The organism is Agrobacterium sp. 16-2014-1-2a (genome assembly GCF_053522705.1).
The window spans coordinates 516,998-539,467 of sequence record NZ_JBNWBX010000001.1; the positions used below are offsets into that span (position 1 = coordinate 516,998).

The window sequence follows — 22,470 nt, forward strand, 5'->3', positions numbered from 1 at the left end:
CAGCCGCTTACCACCACTTTGCAGGCGTGAACTTGCCGGCAGCCTGCTCGATGGCATGCGCCGTCTTGAAGAGCGTCTCTTCTTCGAAAGGCTTGCCGATGAGCTGCAAGCCGAGCGGCAGGCCCTTGCCGTCCAGGCCGGCAGGCACCGAGAGGCCGGGAAGACCGGCCATGTTGACCGTGATGGTGAAGACGTCCTGCAGGTACATCTTCACGGGATCGGAAGCGAGTTCCTCATCACCGACAGCGAAGGCGGAAGACGGGGTAATCGGCGCCAGAATGGCGTCGACGCCCTCATGGAAGACGTTTTCGAAATCGCGCTTGATCAGCGTGCGGACCTTTTGCGCCTTCAGGTAATAGGCGTCGTAATAACCGGCTGAAAGCACGTAGGTGCCGACCATGATACGGCGCTGCACTTCCTTGCCGAAACCGGCTGCACGGCTCTTCTCGTACATGTCGGCAATGTCCTTGCCGTCGACGCGCAGGCCGTAACGTACGCCGTCATAACGAGCGAGGTTGGACGAAGCTTCCGCGGGCGCGACGATGTAATAGGCCGGAAGCGCGTATTTGGTGTGCGGCAGCGAGATATCCACCACTTCGGCACCGGCATCGCGCAGCCATTCGACGCCCTTTGCCCAGAGCTTTTCGATTTCTTCCGGCATGCCATCGACGCGATATTCCCTGGGGATACCGATCTTCAGGCCCTTGAGCGACTGGCCGATGGCCTTTTCGTAATCCGGCACCGGCAGGTCGACGGAGGTCGTATCCTTTGCGTCAACGCTCGCCATCGTCTTCAACAGGATAGCGGCGTCGCGCACGTCACGGGCGATCGGGCCGGCCTGATCGAGCGAGGAAGCATAAGCAACAATGCCGTAACGCGAGCAACGGCCATAAGTGGGCTTGATGCCGACGGTGCCGGTAAAGGCCGCAGGCTGGCGGATGGAGCCGCCGGTGTCGGTTGCCGTGGCGCCGGCGCACAGATGCGCGGCAACGGCTGCGGCCGAACCGCCGGAGGAACCACCGGGCACCAGCTTCTGCTCGGAGCCATTGGCGCGCCAGGGATTGATGGCCGGACCGTACCAGGAGCTTTCGTTGGACGAGCCCATGGCGAACTCGTCCATGTTGAGCTTGCCGAGCATGACGGCGCCCTGGTCCCAAAGGTTCTGGGTGACGGTCGATTCGTATTTCGGCTTGAAGCCATCGAGAACATGCGAACACGCCTGCGTGTGCACGTCACGGGTGGCGAAAAGGTCTTTCACGCCAAGCGGAACGCCTTCCAGCTCGCCCGCCGCGCCTGCGGCGATGCGGCCATCGGAGGCTTTCGCCATGTCGCGCGCCTTTTCAGGCGTCAAGGCAACATAGGCGTTCAGCGCGCCGTTGGCGGCGTCGATGGCGGCAATATAGGCGTCGGTCAGCTCAAGGGCGGAAAACTCTTTCGCCTTCAGCTTTTCGCGGGCTTCGGCAATGGTCAGGCTCGTCAGGTCGGTCATGGTCGGCAACGGCTTTCGAAATCTTGGAAAAATCGGGCGGCAAACGGCGGTCGGATTACTCGACCACTTTCGGAACCATGAAGAAGTCCCGGTCGGTCGCAGGCGCATTGGCGACGATGTCTTCCGCCTTGTTGCCGTCGCTCACGACGTCGGCACGCTTTTTCATATCCACGGGGGTAACGGAGGTCATCGGCTCGACGCCGTCAACATTCACTTCCGAAAGCTGCTCCACGAAACCGAGTATGCCGTTCAACTGGCCAAGCATATTTTGTGCTTCGTCTTCAGTAACAGCGATACGGGCAAGGCGCGCAACGCGCTTTACGGTGGCGAGATCGACGGACATGGTTCTACTCCGGTCAGAATTTTCCTAACCGCTATAATCACCATGTCCGCCATTCGCAACGGTAGAAAGCATGTCGCGTAAAACTGTGTAGCGGTTTTGCTGTAGCGACATGCGTCAGCAAAATGTCAGAAGGACAGTATTTCGCCCGGCTTCGGCGTGTGGACGCGCGCATCCGATCCTTCCATGCCGGCCACGAACTTCTCCGGCGTCTGGTCAACGATCGGGAAGGAACCGTAGTGGCAGGGAATGACGTTGGCGAATTTGAAAAAGCGCTGGCAGGCGAGTGCAGCCACCGCACCACCCATGGTGAAGCGGTCGCCGATTGGCACGAGACCGATATCCGGCTGGTGCAATTCGTTGATGAGCTTCATGTCGGAGAAAATATCCGTATCGCCCATATGATAGACGGTCGGACCGTCTTCGAAATGCAGCATCAGTCCATTGGCGTTGCCGAGTGAATGGGAAACGCCATCCTCGGTGATCTGGGCGGATGAATGCAGTGCATTGGTGAAGGTTACGGAAAAACCGTCGAAATGTACCGTGCCGCCGGTATTACCCATATCGACCTTCGCCACGCCCTTGGTGGAAAGCCAGGCGGCGAGATCGGCATTGGCAAGCACAGTCGCGCCCGTTTCGCGAGCAAGCTGGACGGTATCCCCCACATGATCGCCGTGGCCGTGGGTCAGGAGAATATGGGTGATGCCTTCAGCCGCACTTTTCGCATCCTGTCCGGCAAAACCGGGATTGCCGGTGAAAAACGGATCGATAAGGATCTTCGCGCTGCCGTTTTCAAGGCGGAAGGCGGAATGGCCGAGCCAGGTGATTTTCATGGGAAGTTCTCCTTTGTATTGCCCGTATATTATGACATAGGACGGCTTGAACAACCGCACTACCGATATTTCAGAGAGGCGACAATGGCCGCAGATAATGACGATTACGTGTATGACGAGGCGACCGGCGAATGGCGGCCTGCGTCCGAGCTGGCCGCAGAAGCTTCGCGCGCGAACGAAGTGCGCGATGCGGCAGGCAACGTGCTTGCGGATGGTGACCAGGTAACGCTGATCAAGGATCTGAAGGTCAAAGGCACCAATACGGTCATCAAGCAGGGCACTGTCATCAAATCGATCCGCCTGACCGGAAATCCGGAAGAAATCGATTGCAGGCACGAGACGGTTAAGGGTCTGGTGCTGCGCACCGAATTCGTCCGCAAAAGATAAAGGACAGCGTACGACATGGCGATACTTACCATCGAGGAGCTCGCGGAAACGCTTCAGCCGGCACAGGCGATTGCGGGCCTCGACCTTGGGACGAAAACCATCGGCCTTGCCATGTCGGACCTGTCGCGGCGCTTCGCCACGCCGCGCCCCGTCATCAAACGGGTCAAATTCACTAGGGATGCCGAGGTGCTGCTGGCCTTTGCCGAAAAGGAAAAGGTATCCGCTTTCATCATCGGCCTGCCCATAAACATGGATGGATCGGCCGGACCACGCGCGCAGGCAACTCGCGCCTTCGTTCGTACCATGGGGGAAAAAACCGCCCTGCCCTTCATTTTCTGGGATGAACGGCTTTCAACGGTCGCCGCCGAACGTGTGCTTCTGGAAATGGATGTCTCACGCGCCAAACGGGCCGAACGCATCGATTCGGCAGCCGCAAGCTTCATTCTTCAGGGCGCGCTGGACAGGCTTTCGGCACTCGCCCGCGCAACGGGCTGACGTCCCTGCCACCAATTGGCAATCTGTTTTCGCTTGCGGAAAGCAAGGATCGCAAAAACGATCAGGCTGTCGACCGCTATGGCGCGCGCGACCAGCGGCGGCAGGCTTTCCGGCGGCAGGCCGAGGATATTGCCGTAAATCTGGAATACCAGATCATGCGTCTGGCGCGTCAGCATGAAGAAGCCGAAGCTCAAGTCGTAATAGGATAGCCAGTACCAGCTGCCGAGCAATGCAACGGGACCGGCCCAGAGGATCAAAAACCACTTCATGCAGTCTGCTCCCGCGTGAAAATCGTATCGGGAATGCCAGCAAGCACCGCCCAGCGCACCAGAGCCATCAGGCAAAGGTTAAACGCTGGCGCGTCAATATCCAACGGCAGCATAGCAAAAAACGTCATCATGACGCCCAAAGCTGTCCAGCGGCTCACTTGCGGCTCCCTTATACGCAGTCATTGCGCATGGTTAACATTTTGTTAATTCACACTGGACCGGTAGCCATGGCTAAGCAAATGAAAGCTGTCGGTATGGTTAACGGTGGCCGGTCCGGCTGTGGAAAACACCCCTCACGAAGCCAACGGCATGCGATGCCGCAAGGTTGCCGGACCACTGAAAACATGGTTGATTTTTCGTCAAATAACGGCCGATTTTGTTAAGGCGACCGTCTCGCCCGGCTCGTTACGCCGCGCTCAGCCGTAAACGCCGCGCACCAGTCTTTTGACGGCGGTTGCAATCTTGTCCCAGTCCTTGTCCGACTTCAACGGCACGCCGGCGAACTGGCCGCTGGTGGCGGCGGAAATCACGAGATGCTGGATGGCGGCGAACAACACGGCATTGACGGCTGCGGTATCTACGCCCTTGGGTGCTGCCAGCGATCCGCGCATGCGCTCCAGCCATTTGCCAAGCGATTTGGCACGGGCTTCGGCAAGCTGCCTGACCTGCGGCGAGCCATCCGACACTTCCCAGGCAATGATCTTGCAGACGAGAGGATCGCTGCGCAGCGCATCCATGAAATAAAGCGCCAGCTTTTCCATGAGATCGCCATAGGTCAACAGGAACATGCCGCCGGTATCTTCAGGAATACGGTCCTTCACCCAGGATCCGAGATCCTCGCCGATCGCCTCGATCAACCCTTCCAGACCACCGAAATAACGGTAGATCAGCTGCTTGTCGCATCCGGCGCGGCGGGCAACGGCATTGATGCCAAAACCCTGAAAGCCCTCTTCGGCCAGAAGCGACCGGGCCGCCTCAAAAATCGCCTTTTCGGTCGCAGCGCGATCCTTGATGCGCTTTTCCGGCTTGTCGGCTGAAATCACCTCTGCGGTCGCCAGCATGCTTCCCTACCCGTCTTTTTAAAGGCCTGACCCAACGGGTTAACAAAGCATGAAGACGAGGACAATGCAGCGCAGCGGCTGGGGAGAAGGTTCCTGTGGATGAATGAAGATCGAGGACCCGTACCCCGCAAATAATCACTCCAGCGCCATTCCAAACCACACGGTGCCTGGTGTGTCGTGGGTTTCGAGACGTTTGAAGCCGCGGGTTTCCCAAAAGCGGATACCCGCCTCGTTGCGCTCGCTGGCGCCGAGGTGGATGCCGTAGACGTTGTTTTGTCTCGCCATATCCAGCCAGCGCGACAAAAGCCGCGTGCCGCCGCCCTTGCCCTGCGTGCGTGGCAGAAGGTTCAGGTGGATATGGGCCGGAAACGGATCGGTCAGCCAGGTTGGCGTGTGGCGCGGGTGGTGGATGAAATGTGCACGGCGCTGATCGGCGTCCCATGTTTGCTGGTCGCCAACGGGGTCGGGATAAAGGACGCGCAGATGCGGCCACCACTCACGCTCCAGCCGCTCATCATGCAAGGCGGTATCGAGCGCGCCGGCGATGTAGCCGCAGACACCCTCTTCGTCTTCCGCCACAAAAACGGCATCGGGCCACAGATGCAGATAAGGCACGGAATAAATATGCCCCACCATGCGGCCATCGCGATAAAGCGGGGTGGCATCCTGCCCGGCATCGCCGGTGGCAAGACTGATGGCGTAGAGCGCCTCTTCATCTTCAGGACGGGCGGAGCGGAAGGTCAGCATCTGCTATCGACCTCCATCTCCATGCGCGCGCACGCGCCCGACGACTGAAAGACAGAAATACGCCCCACGCCAACGCCTTTTCTCAAATCCGATACCCCTCCCACAGGGACTGCAACAACAGCTTTCCACCCTTTATCCGTCAGGACGCGGGCGGATACAATAAATCGATTATATAATTCGGATCAAAGCGAGAATCGAGCATGCCGTAAGTATGTCGCCAACCACCCGCCAGACGGGTTTCGAGGAAGGCGTCTGCGATCTTGCCGGCACCGAGCCGGCAAAGCTCGGCGGCAGCGGCAGCAAGTGCGAATTGCTCCACCAGCAGGCGGGCGGCACCCTCATCGCGTTCGGCAAGCGCGATTGCGGCGCGCAGCACATCCGTGGTCTTTTTTCCGGCGGGTCCGAGGTCGCGCTCCAGCGTCTGGAAAACGAGATCGAACAGATCCTTGCCGCGCTGAAGAACACGCAGCACATCCAGCGCCATGACGTTGCCGGAGCCTTCCCAGATGGCATTGACCGGCGCTTCGCGGTAGTGGCGGGCAATCGGCCGTTCTTCCACATATCCGTTGCCGCCAAGGCACTCCATCGCCTCGTAGATCAACGCCGGCGCGATCTTGCAGCACCAGTATTTCACAATCGGCGTCATCACCCGCGCATAGGCCGCCTCGGCGGCATTGTTGCGGGCGGCATCGAATGCCGATGCCAGCCGGAAGGAAAGTGCCGTCGCGGCTGCGACATCCAGCGCCATATCGGCGAGAACGCGCGTCATGATCGGCTGGCTGACCAGCGTCTTGCCGAAGACGGAACGGCCGCGTGCGAAATGCACGGCTTCTGCGAGCGAAGCGCGCATCATGCCTGATGATGCCAGCGCGCAGTCGAGCCGCGTCAGCGTCACCATGTCGAGAATGGTGCGCACACCGCTGCCCGGCTCACCCAGAAGATAACCGAAAGCATCGGTAAACTCGACTTCGGCGGAGGCGTTGGAGCGGTTGCCGAGCTTGTCCTTCAGGCGCTGGAAATGCAGGCCGTTGGCAGAACCGTCTTCCAGATAACGCGGCACCAGGAAACAGCCCATGCCGTCGCCCATCTGCGCCAGCATGACGAAACCGTCGCTCATCGGCGCGGAGAGGAACCATTTGTGGCCGGACAGGCGATAGATGCCCTCGCCCACCCGCTCCGCCGTGCTGCGGTTGGCGCGCACATCCGTGCCGCCCTGTTTTTCCGTCATGCCCATGCCGACGGTGACGGCGGTTTTCTGCAAGGCCGGCTTCTGCGAGGAATCATATTTCCGCGACAGTATCTTCGGCACCCATTCCTTCTGCACACGCGACGAGGTCATGATGGCGGCAACGGAGGCGCTGGTCATGGTCAACGGGCACAGATGCCCGGCCTCGAGCTGCGAGGTCAGATAAAATTTGGTGGCGCGCGCCTTGTGTTCATTGCCGCGCGTCTCAGCCGCATTTTCCCAGACGCTGGAATGAAGACCCGATGACATGGAACGGCGCATCAGTGCGTGCCATGCGGGATGGAACTCAACCTGATCGAGACGTTCGCCGCGCGGGCCATGCGTGTGCAGCTGCGGCACGCCCTGATTGGCCATGCGCGCCAGTTCCTGCGCTTCGTGCGAGGTGACGTAACGGCCGAGCTGGTCGAACTCGTCTCTCAGATTGCGTGACAGGCCGGATGTGAGGTCGACGATCAGCGGATCGGAACGATAGGCATTGATACCGGACCATAGGCTAGGCTGGTTTAGTTCGGCGAGCGATTCTTCTGTCCGGTTCATGCCTGTCATTCGCATCCTTCTATCGGGATTCGTGCTTTATTGCGTGTATATGCCAAAACCCGGCTTATCGCATGCTTGCCCGCAAAGCCACCTGTCTTTATAGACCCGTTGACTATTGCGACCCGGAGGACAATTTCCATGGTCTATTTTCCCCACCGCCATCTCCTCGGCATAAAGGGGCTTTCCCATCAGGATATAACCCTGCTTCTCGACAAGGCCGACGAAGCGGTGAAAATCAGCCGTCAGCGCGAGAAAAAAACCTCGACGCTTCGGGGCCTCACGCAGATCAACCTGTTCTTCGAAGCTTCGACCCGGACACAATCCTCCTTCGAACTTGCCGGAAAACGGCTTGGCGCCGATGTGATGAACATGTCGGTCAGCAATTCCTCGGTGAAGAAGGGCGAAACTCTGATCGACACGGCGATGACGCTGAACGCCATGCGCCCCGATGTGCTGATCGTGCGTCACTCCTCGGCCGGTGCCGCAGCCCTTCTCGCGCAGAAGGTTGCCTGCTCTGTGGTCAATGCCGGCGACGGCCAGCATGAACACCCGACGCAGGCCCTTCTCGACGCGCTGACCATTCGCCGCGCCAAGGGTGATCTTTCGGGAATAACGGTGGCGATCTGCGGCGACGTACTGCATTCGCGCGTTGCCCGCTCCAACATCATCCTGCTCAACCAGATGGGCGCGCGCGTGCGCGTCGTGGCTCCCGCGACGCTTCTTCCCTCCGGTATCCGCGACATGAGCGTCGAGGTCTTCCATGACATGAAGGAAGGCCTGAAGAACGCCGATGTGGTGATGATGCTGCGCCTGCAGCGCGAGCGCATGTCCGGCTCCTTCGTGCCTTCGGTGCGCGAATATTTCCACTATTACGGTCTCGATGCCGAAAAGTTGAAGGCAGCGAAAGAAGATGCGCTGGTCATGCATCCCGGCCCGATGAACCGTGGCGTGGAAATCTCATCCGAAGTGGCTGATGGTCCGCAGAGCGTCATCGAAAGCCAGGTGGAAATGGGGGTTGCCGTGCGCATGGCTGTCATGGAAACCCTGCTTGTCTCGCAAAATCAGGGTGAGCGCGTATGAGTGCCGTGACCGTTCTCAAAAACCTTCGCATCGTTGATCCCTCCCGCAATCTGGACGAGGTGGGCAGCATCGTCATCGGTGCCGATGGCACGATCCTCGCCTCCGGCGGGCAGGCACACAACCAGGGTGTGCCCGAGGGTGCGACGGTTCGCGACTGCAAGGGGCTGCTGGCCGTTCCCGGTCTGGTGGATGCCCGCGTCTTTGTCGGTGAGCCGGGTGGCGAACACCGTGAAACGATCGAATCCGCTTCGCGCGCGGCAGCGGCCGGCGGCGTCACCAGCATCATCGTCATGCCGGACACCGACCCCGTTATCGACGACATTGCGCTGGTCGAATATGTAAAAAAGGCGGCACGCGACAAGGCGCTCGTCAATGTGCATCCCGCCGCAGCCCTGACCAAGGGCCTCAACGGCGAGGAAATGACCGAGATCGGCATGCTGAAGGAAGCCGGTGCGGTTGCCTTCACCAATGGCCGCAGGGCGCTTTCCGACACGCTGGTGCTGCGCCGCGCCATGACCTATGCGCGCGAATTGGGTGCGGTGATTGCACTTGAGACCCGCGACAAATATATCGGCGGCGGCGACATGAACGAGGGGCTTTTCGCAAGCTGGCTCGGTCTGTCCGGAATCCCCAAGGAAGCCGAGATCATTCCGCTGGAGCGCGACCTGCGCATTGCCGGTCTGACGCAAGCGATCTATCACGCCGCCAAGATTTCCGTGCCGGAGTCGGCAGAAGCGATCCGTCTTGCCCGGCAGCGGGGCGTCAAGGCGACCTGCGGCATCTCGATCAACCATCTGACGCTGAACGAGAACGATATCGGCGAATACCGTACCTTCTTCAAGCTCTCACCTCCCTTGCGCGCCGAAGACGACCGCAAGGCCATGGTCGAGGCGCTGAAGGATGGCACGATCGACATCATCGTTTCCTCGCACGACCCGCAGGACGTGGACACCAAGCGCCTGCCCTTTTCGGATGCGGCAAGCGGTGCGGTGGGGCTGGAAACCATGCTGGCGGCGGCGCTTCGCCTTCACCATAGCGGCGAGGTTCCGCTGATGCGGCTGATCGATGCGCTTTCCACCCGCCCGGCGAAAATCTTCGGACTGGATGCGGGAACGCTTAATGCCGGCGCGAAGGCTGATATCACGCTGATCGACCTGGACGAGCCTTGGCTGGTTGCGAGAGATCAACTGGTGTCGAAATCCAAGAATACGCCGTTTGAGGATGCCCGTTTCAGCGGCCGCGCTGTCGCCACTTATGTGGCTGGCAAAGCGGTTCATTCCTTGGCATAAGATCACGGGCATGGGATCACGCAGGCGCGCGACGAGAGGGAACGTTGAATGAGTGCTTTGACTGACTGGCAGACGGCGCCTGCCCTTCTCGCGCTTGCGGCGCTGATTGGCTACCTATTCGGCTCGATACCCTTCGGCCTGCTTCTTACCCGCATGGCGGGGCTGGGCGATGTGCGCAAGATTGGTTCCGGCAATATTGGCGCCACCAATGTGCTGCGCACCGGCAACAAGAAGCTCGCCGCAGCGACATTGCTGCTCGATGCGCTGAAGGGCACCGCCGCAGTGCTCGTCGCCAATGCGCTCTGGGGTTACGAGGCGTCGCTGGTTGCCGGTTTCTTTGCCTTTCTCGGCCATCTGTTTCCGGTGTGGCTCGGTTTCAAGGGCGGCAAGGGCGTGGCGACCTATATCGGCGTGCTTTTAGGCGCTGCCCCCCTGATGATGCTGGCTTTTGCGCTGATCTGGCTCGCAACCGCGTTCATCACCCGGTATTCCTCGCTGTCGGCGCTGGTTGCCATGCTTGTGATCCCGGTCGCCCTATGGATAGTCGGGCCTGAAAAGACGGCGCTTCTGGTAACGTTGCTGAGCGTGATTTCCTGGTGGAAACACCGGGAAAACATCGCACGGCTTCTGGCCGGCACGGAAAGCAGGATCGGGCAAAAGGGCTAAGGCCAGCTTTAGGGATACGTCATGCCGCATGAGGAAACGACACGGCAGGGCATAGAGCTTTCCGCGCGGCAGCGGGTCGCATGGCTTCGGCTGATCCGCAGCGACAATATCGGCCCCGTCACCTTCCGCGAACTCATCAATCATTTTGGCAGCGCTGAAAAAGCGCTTTCTGCCCTGCCCGAGCTTTCAAGGCGCGGCGGTTCATTGCGCAGCCCGCGCATTGCCACACAGGCGGAAGCGGAAGGCGAAATCGAAACGGCTGAAAGATTCGGCGCTCGCTTCGTCGGCATCGGTGAGCCGGACTATCCGCCTGCCCTGCGACAGCTCGACGGCGCGCCGCCACTGATCGCCATGAAGGGATCAGCATCCACCGCAACAAGACCTTGCGTCGGCATCGTCGGATCACGCAACGCCTCCATCAACGGCGCGAAATTCGCCGCGATGCTGGCGCGCGATTGCGGTCGTGCGGGCTATACGATCGCATCCGGGCTGGCGCGCGGCATCGATGCGGCAGCGCACCGGGCCAGCCTTGCAACCGGCACGGTGGCCATGCTGGCGGGCGGTCTCGACCGTCCCTACCCTCAGGAAAATTTCGGGCTCTTGCAGGACATCTACGAACAGGGCGGCGCGACGATCAGCGAAATGCCCTTCGGCTGGGAGCCACGTGCTCGGGATTTTCCCCGCCGCAACCGGCTGATATCAGGCGTCTCGCTCGGCGTCGTCATAGTGGAAGCGGCGGAACGATCCGGTTCGCTGATCACGGCGCGGCTTGCCGGCGAAGCAGGCCGGCTGGTTTTCGCCGTGCCAGGCTCCCCACTCGATGCGCGCTGCGAAGGCACCAACCGGCTGATCAAGGAAGGCGCGATGCTGACCACGGGGGCGGCCGATATTCTCGATGCGCTACGACCGCTTATGGAACCGCAATTGCCCTATGACCGCAAGGTCGAGGAACCACGATCCGATGAGGAAATGTCACCGCCCGGAGATGACGAGCGCAGCATCGTTGCCGCCGCTCTCGGGCACTCACCCGTCGAAACGGACGATATCATTCGCCACACGGGTTTTTCCGCGGCTACGGTTCACATGGTGCTGCTGGAACTCGATATTGCCGGTCGGTTAAACCGGCACGCCGGGGGGCGGGTTTCGCTCCTCGCGGATTGAAAGCTTGCGCCGCCCGCTCTGGATATCGCCGACTTCCACATAGGCCATTTCAATCAGATAGCACAGCATGTCGGCGCCCTCGCGATTGGCGACGAGCCTCAGTTCCGCGAGCATCTGGCGAATGTAAGCCAAGTTCTCTCTGGTCCCTTCATTATCGGCATTATTGTTTGTTGCGTTCGGGACCATATATCTATCCTGGAATTTCAACCTGAAACAAAGATCATTACGTCAATTCAAATCATGTTGGTCACTATAACAAATTTACCAAAGATTGCAATACAACGACAGATTATCCATAGGTTGCAATTGCCTTGGAGCGATAAAATCGGGCTTGCCTCTTGACCCGCGCGCATTACCTGTCCATGTCGAATTATAAAGAAGGCGAATTGCGGCATTATGCCGTGATCCAGCTATGTTAACGGACCAGTTCCAGAGAAAAACAATATGAATGTCGTCGTCGTAGAATCTCCTGCCAAAGCCAAGACGATCAACAAGTATCTTGGTCCGGGCTACAAGGTTCTTGCATCCTTTGGCCACGTCCGGGACCTTCCCGCCAAGGACGGATCTGTGCTGCCCGACCAGGACTTCGAAATGTCCTGGGAGGTCGATAGCGCATCCGCCAAGCGCATGAAGGACATTGCCGACGCGGTGAAATCCTCCGACGGCCTGTTTCTCGCAACCGACCCGGATCGCGAGGGTGAAGCGATTTCCTGGCATGTGCTTGATCTCTTGAAGAAGAAGCGCGTTCTCGGCGACAAGCCGGTGAAGCGCGTGGTCTTCAACGCCATCACCAAAAAGGCGGTACTGGACGCGATGGCGAACCCGCGCGACATCGACGTGCCGCTGGTCGATGCCTATCTTGCCCGCCGTGCGCTGGATTATCTCGTCGGTTTCAACCTGTCGCCGGTTTTGTGGCGCAAGCTGCCGGGCGCCCGTTCCGCCGGCCGCGTGCAGTCCGTTTCGCTGCGTCTCGTCTGCGACCGCGAAGCCGAGATCGAGCGTTTCGTCTCCGAGGAATACTGGAACATCAGCGCGCTGTTGAAGACACCGCGCGGTGACGAGTTCGAGGCGAAGCTGGTTTCCGCCGATGGCAAGAAGCTGCAAGGCCGTTCGATCAAGACAGGAGATGACGCCAACCGCCTGAAGGCGCTCCTGGAAGGCGCGACCTATATTGTCGATACGGTCGAGGCGAAACCCGTCAAGCGCAATCCCGGCCCGCCCTTCACCACCTCGACGCTGCAGCAGGCTGCCTCCTCGCGCATGGGCTTTTCGGCCTCGCGCACCATGCAGGTGGCCCAGAAGCTTTATGAAGGTATCGACATCGGCGGCGAAACCGTTGGTTTGATCACCTATATGCGTACCGACGGCGTGCAGATGGCGCCGGAAGCGATCGATGCCGCACGCCGCGCCATCGGCGAGCAGTTCGGCGACCGCTATGTGCCGGAAAAGGCGCGCTTATACTCGACCAAGGCAAAGAACGCGCAGGAAGCGCACGAAGCTATCCGTCCGACCGATTTTAACCGCACACCGGATCAGGTGAAGCGTTACCTCGATGCCGACCAGTTGCGTCTTTACGACCTGATCTGGAAGCGCGGCATTGCGAGCCAGATGGCATCTGCCGAAATCGAACGTACCACGGTGGAAATCCTTGCCGACAAGGACGGTGAAAAGGCCGGGCTTCGTGCCGTCGGTTCCGTCATCCGCTTCGACGGCTTCATTGCCGCCTATACCGACCAGAAAGAAGATGGCGAGCAGAGCGACGACGGTGACGATGAAGGCCGCCTGCCGCAGATCAATGCGCGCGAGAACCTCGCCAAGCAGAAGATCAACGCCAGCCGGCACTTCACCGAGCCGCCGCCGCGTTATTCGGAAGCATCGCTCATCAAGAAGATGGAAGAACTCGGCATCGGCCGTCCTTCCACCTATGCGGCGACACTGAAGACGCTAAGCGACCGCGAATATATCATCATCGACAAGCGCAAGCTCATTCCCCATTCGCGCGGACGGCTGGTGACGGCTTTCCTCGAAAGCTTCTTTGCCAAATATGTCGAATACGACTTCACCGCCGATCTGGAAGAAAAGCTCGACCGCATTTCCGCGGGCGAACTGGACTGGAAGCAGGTGCTGCGCGATTTCTGGAAGGATTTCTTCGCGCAGATCGAAGATACCAAGGAATTGCGCGTTACCAACGTGCTGGATGCGCTCAATGAAGTTCTGGCCCCGCTGGTCTTCCCCAAGCGTGAGGACGGTTCCGATCCGCGCATCTGTCAGGTTTGCGGCACCGGCAACCTTTCGCTGAAGCTCGGCAAATATGGCGCTTTCGTCGGTTGCTCCAATTATCCGGAGTGCAACTTCACCCGCCAGCTCACGTCCGATGGCTCGGAAGCCGAAGCTTCCGTATCCAACGAGCCGAAAGCGCTGGGTGCCGATCCGATGACCGGCGAGGAGTTGACGCTTCGGTCTGGCCGTTTCGGCCCGTACATCCAGCGCGGCGATGGCAAGGAAGCCAAGCGCTCCTCGCTGCCCAAGGGCTGGAAGCCTGAGGACATCGACCACGAAAAGGCGCTGGCGCTCATCAACCTGCCGCGCGATATCGGCAAGCACCCCGAAACCGGCAAGATGATTTCCGCCGGGCTTGGCCGCTACGGACCCTTTCTGTTGCATGACGGTTCCTATGCGAACCTCGAAAGCATCGAAGACGTGTTCTCGATCGGCCTCAACCGTGCCGTTACCGTCATTGCCGAGAAGCAGAGCAAGGGACCGGGGCGCGGCCGCAACGGCACGCCTGCGGCGCTGAAGGAACTGGGTGATCACCCCGATGGCGGCCCGATCACCGTCCGCGACGGGCGTTACGGCGCTTACGTCAACTGGGGCAAAGTTAACGCCACCATTCCAAAGGGGCAGGATCCGACCTCCGTGACGCTGGACGAATCGCTGGTGCTGATTGCCGAGCGTATCGCCAAGACAGGAACCGGCGGCAAGCCCGCCAAGGCCAAGAAAACTGCTGCCAAGAAGGCCGATGGCGACACAGCCGCAAAGCCGAAGGCGACAAAAGCCAAGGCCGCAACGAAAAGCAAGACGGCTGCCAAGCCGAAGGCCGCAGCTAAACCCAAGAAGGCAGAATCGTGAGCAAGGCGCCGAGTCAGAGACAGGGTTCCGCCAGCGACGGCTTCGGACGTACCGGGCGCGGCAAGCGGGCAAATGAAGGTGAAGGCATCATCCATGGCGAGGTGCCTTCCCGCGAAGTGCTGCTGAAATTCATCGCCGAGCATCCGCAGCAGGCCTCCAAGCGCGAAATCGCCAAGGCTTTCGGGCTGAAAGGCGACGACCGCGTTGTGCTCAAGGCACTGCTGAAGGAGCTTGAAACCGACGGCATGGTGCAGAAGAGCCGCAAGACGCTGACGCGACCGGGTGGCCTGCCGCCGGTGACGGTTCTCGACATCACCACCCGCGACAAGGACGGCGAATTGATCGGCCGGCCTGCCGAATGGCCTGAAGATCAGGGCGCGGCCCCTGCCGTGCTCATCCGCCAGTCCTCGCAGGATCGCAGTAAGAAAGCCCCTGCCGCCGGTCTCGGCGATCGCATTCTGGCAAAAATATTCCCTTCAAAGGACAGCGTCGGCCCGGCCTACACGGCCCGCGTCGTCAAGCTGATCGACCGTCGTCAGAACGCGCTGCTTGGCGTGTTCAAGGAAACGGAAGGCGGCGGCGGACGCCTGATGCCGATCGACCGGCGCGGCGAGGAAATGGTCATCGACCCCGAGGGTGTGGGCGATGCCAAGGACGGCGACCTGATCGAGGTGGAAACCTCGCGCAACAGCGGTCGTTACGGCCTGACACGCGCAAAGGTTCTTTCGGTCGTCGGCTCAGTCGCCTCGGAAAAGGCGATCTCGATGATCGCGATCCATGCCCACGGTATTCCGCACATCTTCCCGCCGAATGTTCTGGCCGAGGCGGATGCCGCAAAACCCGCGACCATGTCTCACCGTGAAGACTGGCGCGACCTGCCGCTGATCACGATCGATCCGGCCGACGCAAAGGACCATGACGACGCGGTCTATGCCGAACTCGACCCCTCGCCCGACAATCCTGATGGAGTGATCGTCACCGTCGCTATCGCCGACGTGTCCTGGTATGTGCGATCAGGCGCACCGCTCGACCGCGAGGCGCTGAAGCGCGGTAACTCCGTCTATTTCCCTGATCGTGTCGTGCCGATGCTGCCGGAACGCATCTCCAACGACCTCTGCTCGCTGAAGGAAGGCGTCGACCGCCCTGCCCTTGCTGTGCGGATGACCTTCTCGAAGGAAGGCCGCAAGGCGAGCCACACTTTCCATCGCATCATGATGAAGAGTGCCGCCAAGCTCTCCTACCAGCAGGCGCAGGCCGCCATCGACGGTCGCCCGGACGACAAGACCGACACGCTGCTGGAGCCGATCCTGAAGCCGCTGTGGCACGCCTATGCCGTGATGAAGCGCGGCCGCGATCGCCGCCAGCCGCTGGAACTCGACATGCCGGAGCGCAAGATCCAGCTCAGGCCCGACGGCACGGTGGACAAGGTCGTCATTCCCGAACGCCTCGATGCGCACAAGCTGATCGAGGAAATGATGATCCAGGCGAACGTCGCCGCCGCAGAGACCCTGGAAAAGAAAAAGCAGCGGCTGGTCTACCGCGTGCATGACGCCCCCACACTTACCAAGCAGGAAGTGCTGCGCGAATTCCTCGGCACCATCGGCATTTCCATGGCCAAGGGTGTCGCGATGCGCGCCAATTCCTTCAACGGCATTCTGGCGCGCGCACTCGACACGCCGCACCAGATCATGGTCAACGAGATGGTGCTGCGCAGTCAGAGCCAGGCGATCTACAGCCCGGAAAATATCGGCCATTTCGGCCTCAACCTGATGAAGTACGCGCATTTCACCTCACCGATCCGCCGTTATGCCGATCTGATCGTACATCGGGCGCTGGTCGGATCGCTAGGCCTCGGCGAAGGCGGCATCACCCCGCAGGAAGAGGCGACGCTGGACGATATAGCCGCCGAAATCTCGACCTTCGAGCGCCGCGCCATGGCCGCAGAGCGCGACACCATCAACCGGCTGATCGCGCACCATCTTTCCGAGCGCGTCGGTGAGGAGTTCGATGGCCGCGTCGCGGGTGTCACCAAGGCGGGACTATTTGTCGCGCTGCCGCAGTTTGGCGCCGACGGGTTTGTTCCTATATCTACACTTGGAACCGACTATTTCCTCTACGACGAAGCCCATCAGGCTCTGACGGGGGAAAAGACGGGTCTCGGTTATCAACTCGGCGATACGGTTCAGGTGCGGCTTGCAGAAGCGGTACCCTTGGCTGGTGCGCTGCGGTTTGAAATGCTGAGCCCGGGGCGCAAGATGCCGGTCGGCTCGCGGTCGTTCCACAAGGCAGGCCGGCGGACATCACGTCCTTCCGCCAAGCCGGGAACAAGGCCGCCGAGAGGACGTCGGTAACAAGACCGCGTCAAGCGGTTAAGACAAACGGGAGAAGGACTTCAGGATGAGTGCAAATCAGGGCTCGGAAACGGTTACCTTCGGAGATGGAAGCGCGGAGCGTCCGCTTGGCCGCTCGATCATGCGGGGCATGGCCAATCGCTGCCCGGCCTGTGGCAGCGGTCGCCTGTTTCGGGCCTTCCTGAAGCCGGTGGACAATTGCGCGGCCTGCGGCGAGGAAATGCATCATCACCGCTCCGACGACCTGCCGCCCTATATTTCTATCGTCATCATCGGCCATATCGCCGTTGGCGGCTTCATGATGACCGATCTCGTGCTTTCCGTTCCCATGTGGGTACACTTCGCCATCTGGGTGCCTATCACCATTCTGGCCGCGCTTCTGACGCTGCAACCGATCAAGGGTGGCGTCATCGGCCTGCAATGGGCACTTAGAATGCACGGCTTCGACGGAAAACAGCCAAAAGTGCAGATAGACGGCTCCTCCCACTGACGGCGGGCGGGAATTTGCAAGTGTCCGAGCTTCCCTCGAACACCCAGGCGGCGAGCGGTCCACTGCGGCCGCGCGATGCCGCCTCAATCATCCTGTTTGATCGTTCCGGCCCTGCTATTCGCGTGCTGATGGGCCGGCGCAGTAATGCCCACATATTCATGCCCGGCGCTTACGTGTTTCCCGGTGGCAAACGCGATCCACGCGACCACGCCCTGCCCTTCTCCGGCGATCTGCACCCCGCCGTGCTGCGCAGCCTCACCACGTCTGCCGCGCGCCGCCTGAGCGCTGCCGGGGCACGGGCGCTGGCGCTTGCCGCCGCGCGCGAGCTCGTGGAGGAAACCGGCGTCGATATGGGCATGGACGCTGATGGTCCGGATCTTTCGCGTTTTCGATATGTGGCGCGCGCAATCACCCCGCCCGGCAATATCAGGCGTTACGACACGCGATTCTTTTGCTGTTACGCCGACGAGTTGCGGCTGGATACCCGGCTAATCAGGGATTCAGATGAGCTGCACAATGTGCAATGGCTTGACATGACAGCGCTTTCCAGTCTGAACATGCCGAAAATCACACGCACGGTTCTCGAAGATGTCACAAAACTCATGATAGGTGATCCGTCACTGCCCTTTGAAAGCCCCGCGCGGCTCTATGTCACGCGCCACGGCCGATTCATTCGAGACTTTGTATAAAGGCCGTCATGTCACAAATGAAATGCGAAGCGGACGCCATTCACTGGCCCTCACTGATCGCCGCCATCTCCGCCATCAGTGCGGTCGGTGTCGCCATCGGCCTTGGCCTGCCGCTCCTGTCGATCATCCTTGAGAAGCGCGGCATCTCCTCCACCATGATCGGGGTAAATTCGGCAATGGCCGGCGTTGCGGCGATGATGGCAGCGCCGGTGACCACCAAGATCGCCCATGATTTCGGCGTGGCGCGAACGATGCTATTTGCCGTTGTCGTGTCGGCCCTGAGTGCGCTCTGTTTCTATTTCGCCGACGCCTTCTGGATGTGGTTTCCGCTGCGAATCGTCTTCCATGGCGCAACCACCACGCTGTTCATCCTCTCCGAATACTGGATCAACATGACCGCGCCACCGAAAAAACGCGGCATGGTTCTCGGCATCTACGCCACCGGACTTGCGGTTGGGTTCGCGGTTGGCCCGTTATTGTTTTCCGTGGTCGGCAGCGATGGCATCCTGCCATTTCTGGTCGGGGCGGCAATCATACTGCTTGCCGCGATCCCGATCTTCCTTGCGCGCGGCGAAAGCCCGGAGCTGAGCGAAAGGCCGAACCACCATTTCGCCCGTTATATATGGCTGGTGCCGATGGCTTCTGCGGCGGCCTTCGTGTTCGGCGCCGTGCAAGCGGGCGGTCTGTCGCTCTTTCCCATCTATGCGACCCGCGAAGGCTTCAACGAATCGCAGGCGGCACTTCTGCTGACAGTGATGGGCATCGGCAACATGGTCTTCCAGATACCGATCGGCCTGCTTTCGGACCGAATGAAGGACCGGCGCACAATGCTGGCGCTGATGGCCTTTGCGGGCGTTTGCGGCACGCTGGCGCTGCCCTTGCTGGTGGATAGATGGATTCTCGTAGCGGCCCTGCTGCTGTTCTGGGGCGGCCTCGTATCCGGCATGTATACCGTCGGCCTCACCCATCTGGGATCGCGTCTCAAAGGGGCCGATCTGGTGGCCGCCAACGCCGCCTTCATCTTCTGCTACGCCATGGGCACAATAGCCGGACCACAGGCCGTCGGCATTTCCATGGATGTTGCGGGTACCGATGGTTTCGCCTGGGCGCTTGCCGTGTTTTTCGGGCTTTACGTGGTGCTTTATGCCTTCCGTTTTGTTTTCAGGGCAAAACAGACTTGACTTTTCAGGCGCGATACGTAGTTTCGCGCCAGATTTAGCCGAGGTGAGAAGCGCCTGCGGCTTCTCTTTTGTTTAAAGGCAGGACGACCATGGCGAAAGCTACAACAATCAAGATCAAGCTGCTGTCGACAGCCGACACCGGTACCTTCTACGTCACCACCAAGAACAGCCGTACGTTCACGGACAAGATGACGAAGACGAAGTATGACCCGGTTGTACGCAAGCACGTTGAATTTAAGGAAACCAAGATCAAGTAATTCTTGATCGGGTTCTCCGGCAAAAGCGCGCCCAACGGGCGCGTTTTTTGTTTGTACGGAAAGGGATTGCCGCCAACGGCATTCTTTGCGCCAGCGCCCTCGCAAGGCCCGCCACGGGCCAACGAATCGCAACCTTCCTAGTTGCGGTTCTTGAGTTTGGAACCCAGTCGGCGCTATCGGCACGGCGGGAAAACTCTTTATCACCGTCTCGCCTAACCAGCGCCTCTCCTAATCAGCGTCTCATCGGCCAAATGCGCCAACCGCTGCGACAGCGCGCTGCCTGCGCGCGCAGCCGGATGTGCTGCGCTATAAGCGGCAGCACAAGCACAGAATATTTTCGGAGATAAGGCGGTCGGCCAACGATGTGATCACGGCACGAGGAACCGATTCGGACATCGTCAGCCGACCGACCCCACGATCCAGGAGATGCGGCGGACCTGAGCATCATGGGGCATTCAAACTACGCAATACCAGCCCCTGACGACCGAAACATCAGCGGTGTAAACCGCCATCGTTTCTTCATCACTAGACGGAAAAACCGCCGGAAGAACTGTTATTCTCGATTGGGAGTGTGCGCAGAAGTAAAATAAAAATCAACAAATTCTTAAGCCAGAGATACATCACCTGGAAAACATGGTTAAATATACAACGCTGGCACACTATAGTTCCGTGAGCGATTGAATTCAACGTATTTTTCAACTTGAACTCTATTAATCCTGTTAGACTTCACCCCCTCATTGCAAGAAGATAAAATACTGGCAAGGTCAGGGACTTGGCGCTTGCCACAGTTTGCCGCCAGGTCTTTGGGCGGCTATCGATAACGGTAAACGTCGAAAGTCTCAAAAGGCGGCACGGATTTTCAGCGTCATGGGTCTGCGCCTCTAGGCGGCGGCCGCCACGACGCGGTTGCGTCCTGTGTGTTTCGCCTCATAGAGCGCCCTGTCGGCCTGCTTCAGAAGCTCGTCCGGCGCGCCGAATGCTCCGCTGCTGGTGGCGATGCCGAGCGAAGCCGTGATACTCAACTCGCGGTCGATGGAACGAACGTGAAACGGCTTGTCCTCGATGATTGCCCGCAGGCGCTCGGCAACGCTTGTGGCAAGCTCCATCGACGTGTCGGGCATCACAACCACGAATTCCTCCCCGCCATAACGGCAGGCAAGATCGGCGCCGCGCACCGTGCTGCGGATGCGGGCTGCAAACTCGCGCAGAACCTCATCGCCGACATCGTGGCCATAGGTATCGTTGACCAGCTTGAAGCGGTCGATATCGGTCATGCAAATGGAAATCGGGCGGCCACGCACGGCGGCGCGGTCGAAAAGTATCTTCAGATGATTGTCGAGATAACGGCGATTGTTAAGACCAGTCAGCCCATCGACGATAGCAAGCTCCATCGTGTGCTGGAGATTGAGCCGCAGATGCTCGTTATAGCGCTTGCGCCGGATCTGCGTCAGAGACCGGGCGACAAGTTCGTTGGGATCGATCGGGCGGAGAATATAATCGTTCACGCCAAGATCGAGCGCCCGCGCCACCATGTCGTCCGCCCCCTGTTCCGCTACCAGAAGCAACGGCAGGAACCGGGTACGCTCCAGCGAACGAAGCTGCGAACACAGTCTCAGCGGATCGTAATCCTCAAAATTGGAATTGACGATGACAAGCTCGAAGGGGTTGCTCGCGGCCTTCAACAGGGCCGCCTGAGGCTCCGTGACGGCATCGACCTCGGCAACCGGCTTCAGCGCCCTGACGATGCGTTCCTGCGAGCTGGCGCGGCCATCCGCCACCAGAACGCGGCCAGGCGTCTGCATGAGGCCATCGCTGCGCAGCATCTCCTCGATGCCGATCTCGCGCGCGGTCTCGGCCCGCAGCCGCAATTCGTCACTGACGGCCTTGAGGCGCACGAGGCTTTTGACACGGGCGATCAATTGAAGGTCGTTAACGGGCTTGGTCAGAAAATCATCGGCGCCGGCTTTCAGACCGCGCACGCGGTCCGAGGGCTGATCGAGTGCGGTGACCATGACAACAGGAATATGCGCCGTTTTCGGATTGGCCTTCAGCCGTTCGCAGACCTCGAAACCGTCCATGCCAGGCATCATGATGTCCAGCAGGATGATATCGACCTGTTCCTGGTCGCAGATATCAAGCGCCTTGAAACCATCCTCGGCGGTTACGACGTCAAAATATTCCGCGACAAGCCGGGCTTCGAGAAGCTTTACGTTTGCGGGTATGTCGTCAACAACCAGAACTCTCGCCGTCATAACAGTTCCCCAACCGCCTTACGCATCGCCTAGATAGGTCTTGATGATTTCGATGAATTTCGGAACGGAGATCGGCTTGGACACATAGGCCTCGCATCCGCCCTGACGAATGCGCTCCTCATCCCCCTTCATGGCGAAGGCGGTTACCGCGATGACCGGAATGACGTGCAGCTCATCATCCTCCTTCAGCCATTTCGTCACCTCCAGCCCGGAAACCTCCGGCAGCTGAATATCCATGAGAATGAGGTCGGGGCGATGCTTGCGGGCAAGATCCAGCGCTTCCATGCCATTGCGCGTCTGGATCGTCGTATAGCCAGACGCCTCGATCAGGTCACGAAAGAGCTTCATGTTCAGCTCGTTGTCTTCGACTATCATGACCTGCTTGGGCATGGTGGGCAGTCCCCGTTTCGCTTTGAAACCTTCTCCCAGACATATAGGGTGCCAGAGAACCGATTCCATCGTCCATTTGTTGCGCAAGGCTAGAACGATTTGGTTTCAAAATAGGTAACTTCGGTAGAGAA

At 59.8% G+C, this 22,470-nt stretch carries 23 protein-coding genes; 12 read left to right on the forward strand and 11 right to left on the reverse strand.

The genetic code is table 11. From position 1 onward, the window contains the following. Positions 1-7 precede the first annotated feature (7 nt). From gatA to ACQZ45_RS02560, 3 genes are all read right to left on the reverse strand, one after another. The gene (gene gatA / locus ACQZ45_RS02550; RefSeq protein WP_003512742.1) at positions 8-1,489 is read right to left on the reverse strand and encodes an Asp-tRNA(Asn)/Glu-tRNA(Gln) amidotransferase subunit GatA; all 1,482 of its coding nucleotides are present in this window, start codon (positions 1,487-1,489) and stop codon (positions 8-10) included. A gap of 55 nt (positions 1,490-1,544) precedes the next feature. After that, positions 1,545-1,832, reverse strand: coding sequence for an Asp-tRNA(Asn)/Glu-tRNA(Gln) amidotransferase subunit GatC (gatC, locus tag ACQZ45_RS02555; protein WP_025593285.1), 288 nt, complete (start codon positions 1,830-1,832; stop codon positions 1,545-1,547). Between the two features lie 125 nt (positions 1,833-1,957). Continuing rightward, complete coding sequence (locus ACQZ45_RS02560) at positions 1,958-2,662, reverse strand: metal-dependent hydrolase (protein WP_025593283.1); 705 nt, start codon at positions 2,660-2,662, stop codon at positions 1,958-1,960. A gap of 84 nt (positions 2,663-2,746) precedes the next feature. On the opposite strand from ACQZ45_RS02560, the gene ACQZ45_RS02565 reads away from it, so the two are divergent. Together ACQZ45_RS02565 and ruvX are read left to right on the forward strand one after the other, a co-directional pair. Next, positions 2,747-3,049: an alkylphosphonate utilization protein gene (locus ACQZ45_RS02565; protein ID WP_025593281.1), complete on the forward strand. Its 303-nt coding sequence runs from the start codon at positions 2,747-2,749 to the stop codon at positions 3,047-3,049. Positions 3,050-3,064: 15 nt separating this feature from the next. Continuing rightward, positions 3,065-3,544 (forward strand): Holliday junction resolvase RuvX, encoded by a 480-nt coding sequence (ruvX, locus tag ACQZ45_RS02570; RefSeq protein ID WP_003512731.1) that lies wholly within the window; start codon positions 3,065-3,067, stop codon positions 3,542-3,544. Here ruvX and ACQZ45_RS02575 read toward each other — a convergent pair. The 5 genes from ACQZ45_RS02575 to ACQZ45_RS02595 all read right to left on the reverse strand — a co-directional run bounded on the left by ACQZ45_RS02575 (position 3,496) and on the right by ACQZ45_RS02595 (position 7,413). After that, positions 3,496-3,813: a DUF6105 family protein gene (locus ACQZ45_RS02575; RefSeq protein ID WP_003512730.1), complete on the reverse strand. Its 318-nt coding sequence runs from the start codon at positions 3,811-3,813 to the stop codon at positions 3,496-3,498. The genes ruvX and ACQZ45_RS02575 overlap by 49 nt on opposite strands. After that, the gene (locus ACQZ45_RS02580; protein ID WP_013635969.1) at positions 3,810-3,971 is read right to left on the reverse strand and encodes a hypothetical protein; all 162 of its coding nucleotides are present in this window, start codon (positions 3,969-3,971) and stop codon (positions 3,810-3,812) included. The genes ACQZ45_RS02575 and ACQZ45_RS02580 overlap by 4 nt, the downstream gene beginning before the upstream one ends. A gap of 258 nt (positions 3,972-4,229) precedes the next feature. Beyond that, positions 4,230-4,874 carry a TetR/AcrR family transcriptional regulator gene (locus ACQZ45_RS02585; RefSeq protein WP_003512728.1) on the reverse strand — a complete coding sequence of 215 codons (645 nt, stop codon included), beginning with the start codon at positions 4,872-4,874 and terminating at the stop codon, positions 4,230-4,232. Positions 4,875-5,009: 135 nt separating this feature from the next. Continuing rightward, on the reverse strand, positions 5,010-5,621 hold the full coding sequence (locus ACQZ45_RS02590) for a GNAT family N-acetyltransferase (protein WP_025593279.1): 612 nt from the start codon (positions 5,619-5,621) through the stop codon (positions 5,010-5,012). A gap of 139 nt (positions 5,622-5,760) precedes the next feature. Next, on the reverse strand, positions 5,761-7,413 hold the full coding sequence (locus tag ACQZ45_RS02595) for an acyl-CoA dehydrogenase family protein (protein ID WP_025593276.1): 1,653 nt from the start codon (positions 7,411-7,413) through the stop codon (positions 5,761-5,763). A 129-nt stretch (positions 7,414-7,542) separates the two neighbouring features. Here ACQZ45_RS02595 and ACQZ45_RS02600 point away from each other — a divergent pair, with 129 nt between their 5' ends. From ACQZ45_RS02600 to dprA, 4 genes are read left to right on the forward strand one after another with little or no spacing between them, the layout of a single operon-like run. Beyond that, complete coding sequence (locus ACQZ45_RS02600) at positions 7,543-8,484, forward strand: aspartate carbamoyltransferase catalytic subunit (protein ID WP_003512724.1); 942 nt, start codon at positions 7,543-7,545, stop codon at positions 8,482-8,484. Beyond that, positions 8,481-9,773 (forward strand): dihydroorotase, encoded by a 1,293-nt coding sequence (locus tag ACQZ45_RS02605; protein WP_003512723.1) that lies wholly within the window; start codon positions 8,481-8,483, stop codon positions 9,771-9,773. The genes ACQZ45_RS02600 and ACQZ45_RS02605 overlap by 4 nt, the downstream gene beginning before the upstream one ends. 48 nt (positions 9,774-9,821) lie before the next feature. Further along, positions 9,822-10,439: a glycerol-3-phosphate 1-O-acyltransferase PlsY gene (gene plsY / locus ACQZ45_RS02610; protein ID WP_003512722.1), complete on the forward strand. Its 618-nt coding sequence runs from the start codon at positions 9,822-9,824 to the stop codon at positions 10,437-10,439. Between the two features lie 21 nt (positions 10,440-10,460). After that, positions 10,461-11,600 (forward strand): DNA-processing protein DprA, encoded by a 1,140-nt coding sequence (dprA, locus tag ACQZ45_RS02615; RefSeq protein ID WP_065704684.1) that lies wholly within the window; start codon positions 10,461-10,463, stop codon positions 11,598-11,600. Here the strand turns inward: dprA and ACQZ45_RS02620 are convergent. Continuing rightward, positions 11,556-11,786, reverse strand: coding sequence for a hypothetical protein (locus tag ACQZ45_RS02620; RefSeq protein ID WP_019565491.1), 231 nt, complete (start codon positions 11,784-11,786; stop codon positions 11,556-11,558). The two genes, dprA and ACQZ45_RS02620, sit on opposite strands and share 45 nt — an antisense overlap. Before the next feature lie 258 nt (positions 11,787-12,044). Here ACQZ45_RS02620 and topA point away from each other — a divergent pair, with 258 nt between their 5' ends. From topA to rpmG, 6 genes are all read left to right on the forward strand, one after another. Next, on the forward strand, positions 12,045-14,729 hold the full coding sequence (gene topA, locus ACQZ45_RS02625; RefSeq protein WP_448742131.1) for a type I DNA topoisomerase: 2,685 nt from the start codon (positions 12,045-12,047) through the stop codon (positions 14,727-14,729). Beyond that, the gene (gene rnr / locus ACQZ45_RS02630; protein WP_448742132.1) at positions 14,726-17,080 is read left to right on the forward strand and encodes a ribonuclease R; all 2,355 of its coding nucleotides are present in this window, start codon (positions 14,726-14,728) and stop codon (positions 17,078-17,080) included. The genes topA and rnr overlap by 4 nt, the downstream gene beginning before the upstream one ends. 46 nt (positions 17,081-17,126) lie before the next feature. Further along, positions 17,127-17,570, forward strand: coding sequence for a DUF983 domain-containing protein (locus ACQZ45_RS02635; protein ID WP_003512717.1), 444 nt, complete (start codon positions 17,127-17,129; stop codon positions 17,568-17,570). Between the two features lie 20 nt (positions 17,571-17,590). Next, entirely contained in the window at positions 17,591-18,259 is a 669-nt protein-coding gene (locus ACQZ45_RS02640) for an NUDIX domain-containing protein (RefSeq protein WP_003512714.1), read from the forward strand. A 17-nt stretch (positions 18,260-18,276) separates the two neighbouring features. Further along, entirely contained in the window at positions 18,277-19,440 is a 1,164-nt protein-coding gene (locus ACQZ45_RS02645; RefSeq protein ID WP_019565488.1) for an MFS transporter, read from the forward strand. A gap of 89 nt (positions 19,441-19,529) precedes the next feature. Then, entirely contained in the window at positions 19,530-19,697 is a 168-nt protein-coding gene (gene rpmG, locus ACQZ45_RS02650; protein ID WP_003496403.1) for a 50S ribosomal protein L33, read from the forward strand. A gap of 881 nt (positions 19,698-20,578) precedes the next feature. On the opposite strand, the gene ACQZ45_RS02655 is transcribed toward rpmG, so the two are convergent. Then, on the reverse strand, positions 20,579-21,949 hold the full coding sequence (locus ACQZ45_RS02655) for a PleD family two-component system response regulator (RefSeq protein ID WP_003512711.1): 1,371 nt from the start codon (positions 21,947-21,949) through the stop codon (positions 20,579-20,581). Positions 21,950-21,967: 18 nt separating this feature from the next. After that, on the reverse strand, positions 21,968-22,339 hold the full coding sequence (locus tag ACQZ45_RS02660) for a response regulator (RefSeq protein WP_003496409.1): 372 nt from the start codon (positions 22,337-22,339) through the stop codon (positions 21,968-21,970). Between the last annotated feature and the right edge of the window lie 131 nt (positions 22,340-22,470).

Bases quoted from the DNA above. Each gene is read 5' to 3' on its own strand.
- ACQZ45_RS02590 (WP_025593279.1), bottom strand. From the start codon at position 5,621: ATGCTGACCTTCCGCTCCGCCCGTCCTGAAGATGAAGAGGCGCTCTAC.
- rpmG (WP_003496403.1), top strand. From the start codon at position 19,530: ATGGCGAAAGCTACAACAATCAAGATCAAGCTGCTGTCGACAGCCGAC.
- ACQZ45_RS02605 (WP_003512723.1), top strand. From the start codon at position 8,481: ATGAGTGCCGTGACCGTTCTCAAAAACCTTCGCATCGTTGATCCCTCC.
- plsY (WP_003512722.1), top strand. From the start codon at position 9,822: ATGAGTGCTTTGACTGACTGGCAGACGGCGCCTGCCCTTCTCGCGCTT.
- ACQZ45_RS02645 (WP_019565488.1), top strand. From the start codon at position 18,277: ATGAAATGCGAAGCGGACGCCATTCACTGGCCCTCACTGATCGCCGCC.
- ACQZ45_RS02635 (WP_003512717.1), top strand. From the start codon at position 17,127: ATGAGTGCAAATCAGGGCTCGGAAACGGTTACCTTCGGAGATGGAAGC.
- ACQZ45_RS02560 (WP_025593283.1), bottom strand. From the start codon at position 2,662: ATGAAAATCACCTGGCTCGGCCATTCCGCCTTCCGCCTTGAAAACGGC.
- ruvX (WP_003512731.1), top strand. From the start codon at position 3,065: ATGGCGATACTTACCATCGAGGAGCTCGCGGAAACGCTTCAGCCGGCA.
- ACQZ45_RS02575 (WP_003512730.1), bottom strand. From the start codon at position 3,813: ATGAAGTGGTTTTTGATCCTCTGGGCCGGTCCCGTTGCATTGCTCGGC.
- topA (WP_448742131.1), top strand. From the start codon at position 12,045: ATGAATGTCGTCGTCGTAGAATCTCCTGCCAAAGCCAAGACGATCAAC.
- ACQZ45_RS02620 (WP_019565491.1), bottom strand. From the start codon at position 11,786: ATGGTCCCGAACGCAACAAACAATAATGCCGATAATGAAGGGACCAGA.
- ACQZ45_RS02585 (WP_003512728.1), bottom strand. From the start codon at position 4,874: ATGCTGGCGACCGCAGAGGTGATTTCAGCCGACAAGCCGGAAAAGCGC.
- ACQZ45_RS02660 (WP_003496409.1), bottom strand. From the start codon at position 22,339: ATGCCCAAGCAGGTCATGATAGTCGAAGACAACGAGCTGAACATGAAG.
- gatC (WP_025593285.1), bottom strand. From the start codon at position 1,832: ATGTCCGTCGATCTCGCCACCGTAAAGCGCGTTGCGCGCCTTGCCCGT.
- dprA (WP_065704684.1), top strand. From the start codon at position 10,461: ATGCCGCATGAGGAAACGACACGGCAGGGCATAGAGCTTTCCGCGCGG.
- ACQZ45_RS02655 (WP_003512711.1), bottom strand. From the start codon at position 21,949: ATGACGGCGAGAGTTCTGGTTGTTGACGACATACCCGCAAACGTAAAG.
- gatA (WP_003512742.1), bottom strand. From the start codon at position 1,489: ATGACCGACCTGACGAGCCTGACCATTGCCGAAGCCCGCGAAAAGCTG.
- ACQZ45_RS02565 (WP_025593281.1), top strand. From the start codon at position 2,747: ATGGCCGCAGATAATGACGATTACGTGTATGACGAGGCGACCGGCGAA.
- ACQZ45_RS02600 (WP_003512724.1), top strand. From the start codon at position 7,543: ATGGTCTATTTTCCCCACCGCCATCTCCTCGGCATAAAGGGGCTTTCC.
- ACQZ45_RS02595 (WP_025593276.1), bottom strand. From the start codon at position 7,413: ATGACAGGCATGAACCGGACAGAAGAATCGCTCGCCGAACTAAACCAG.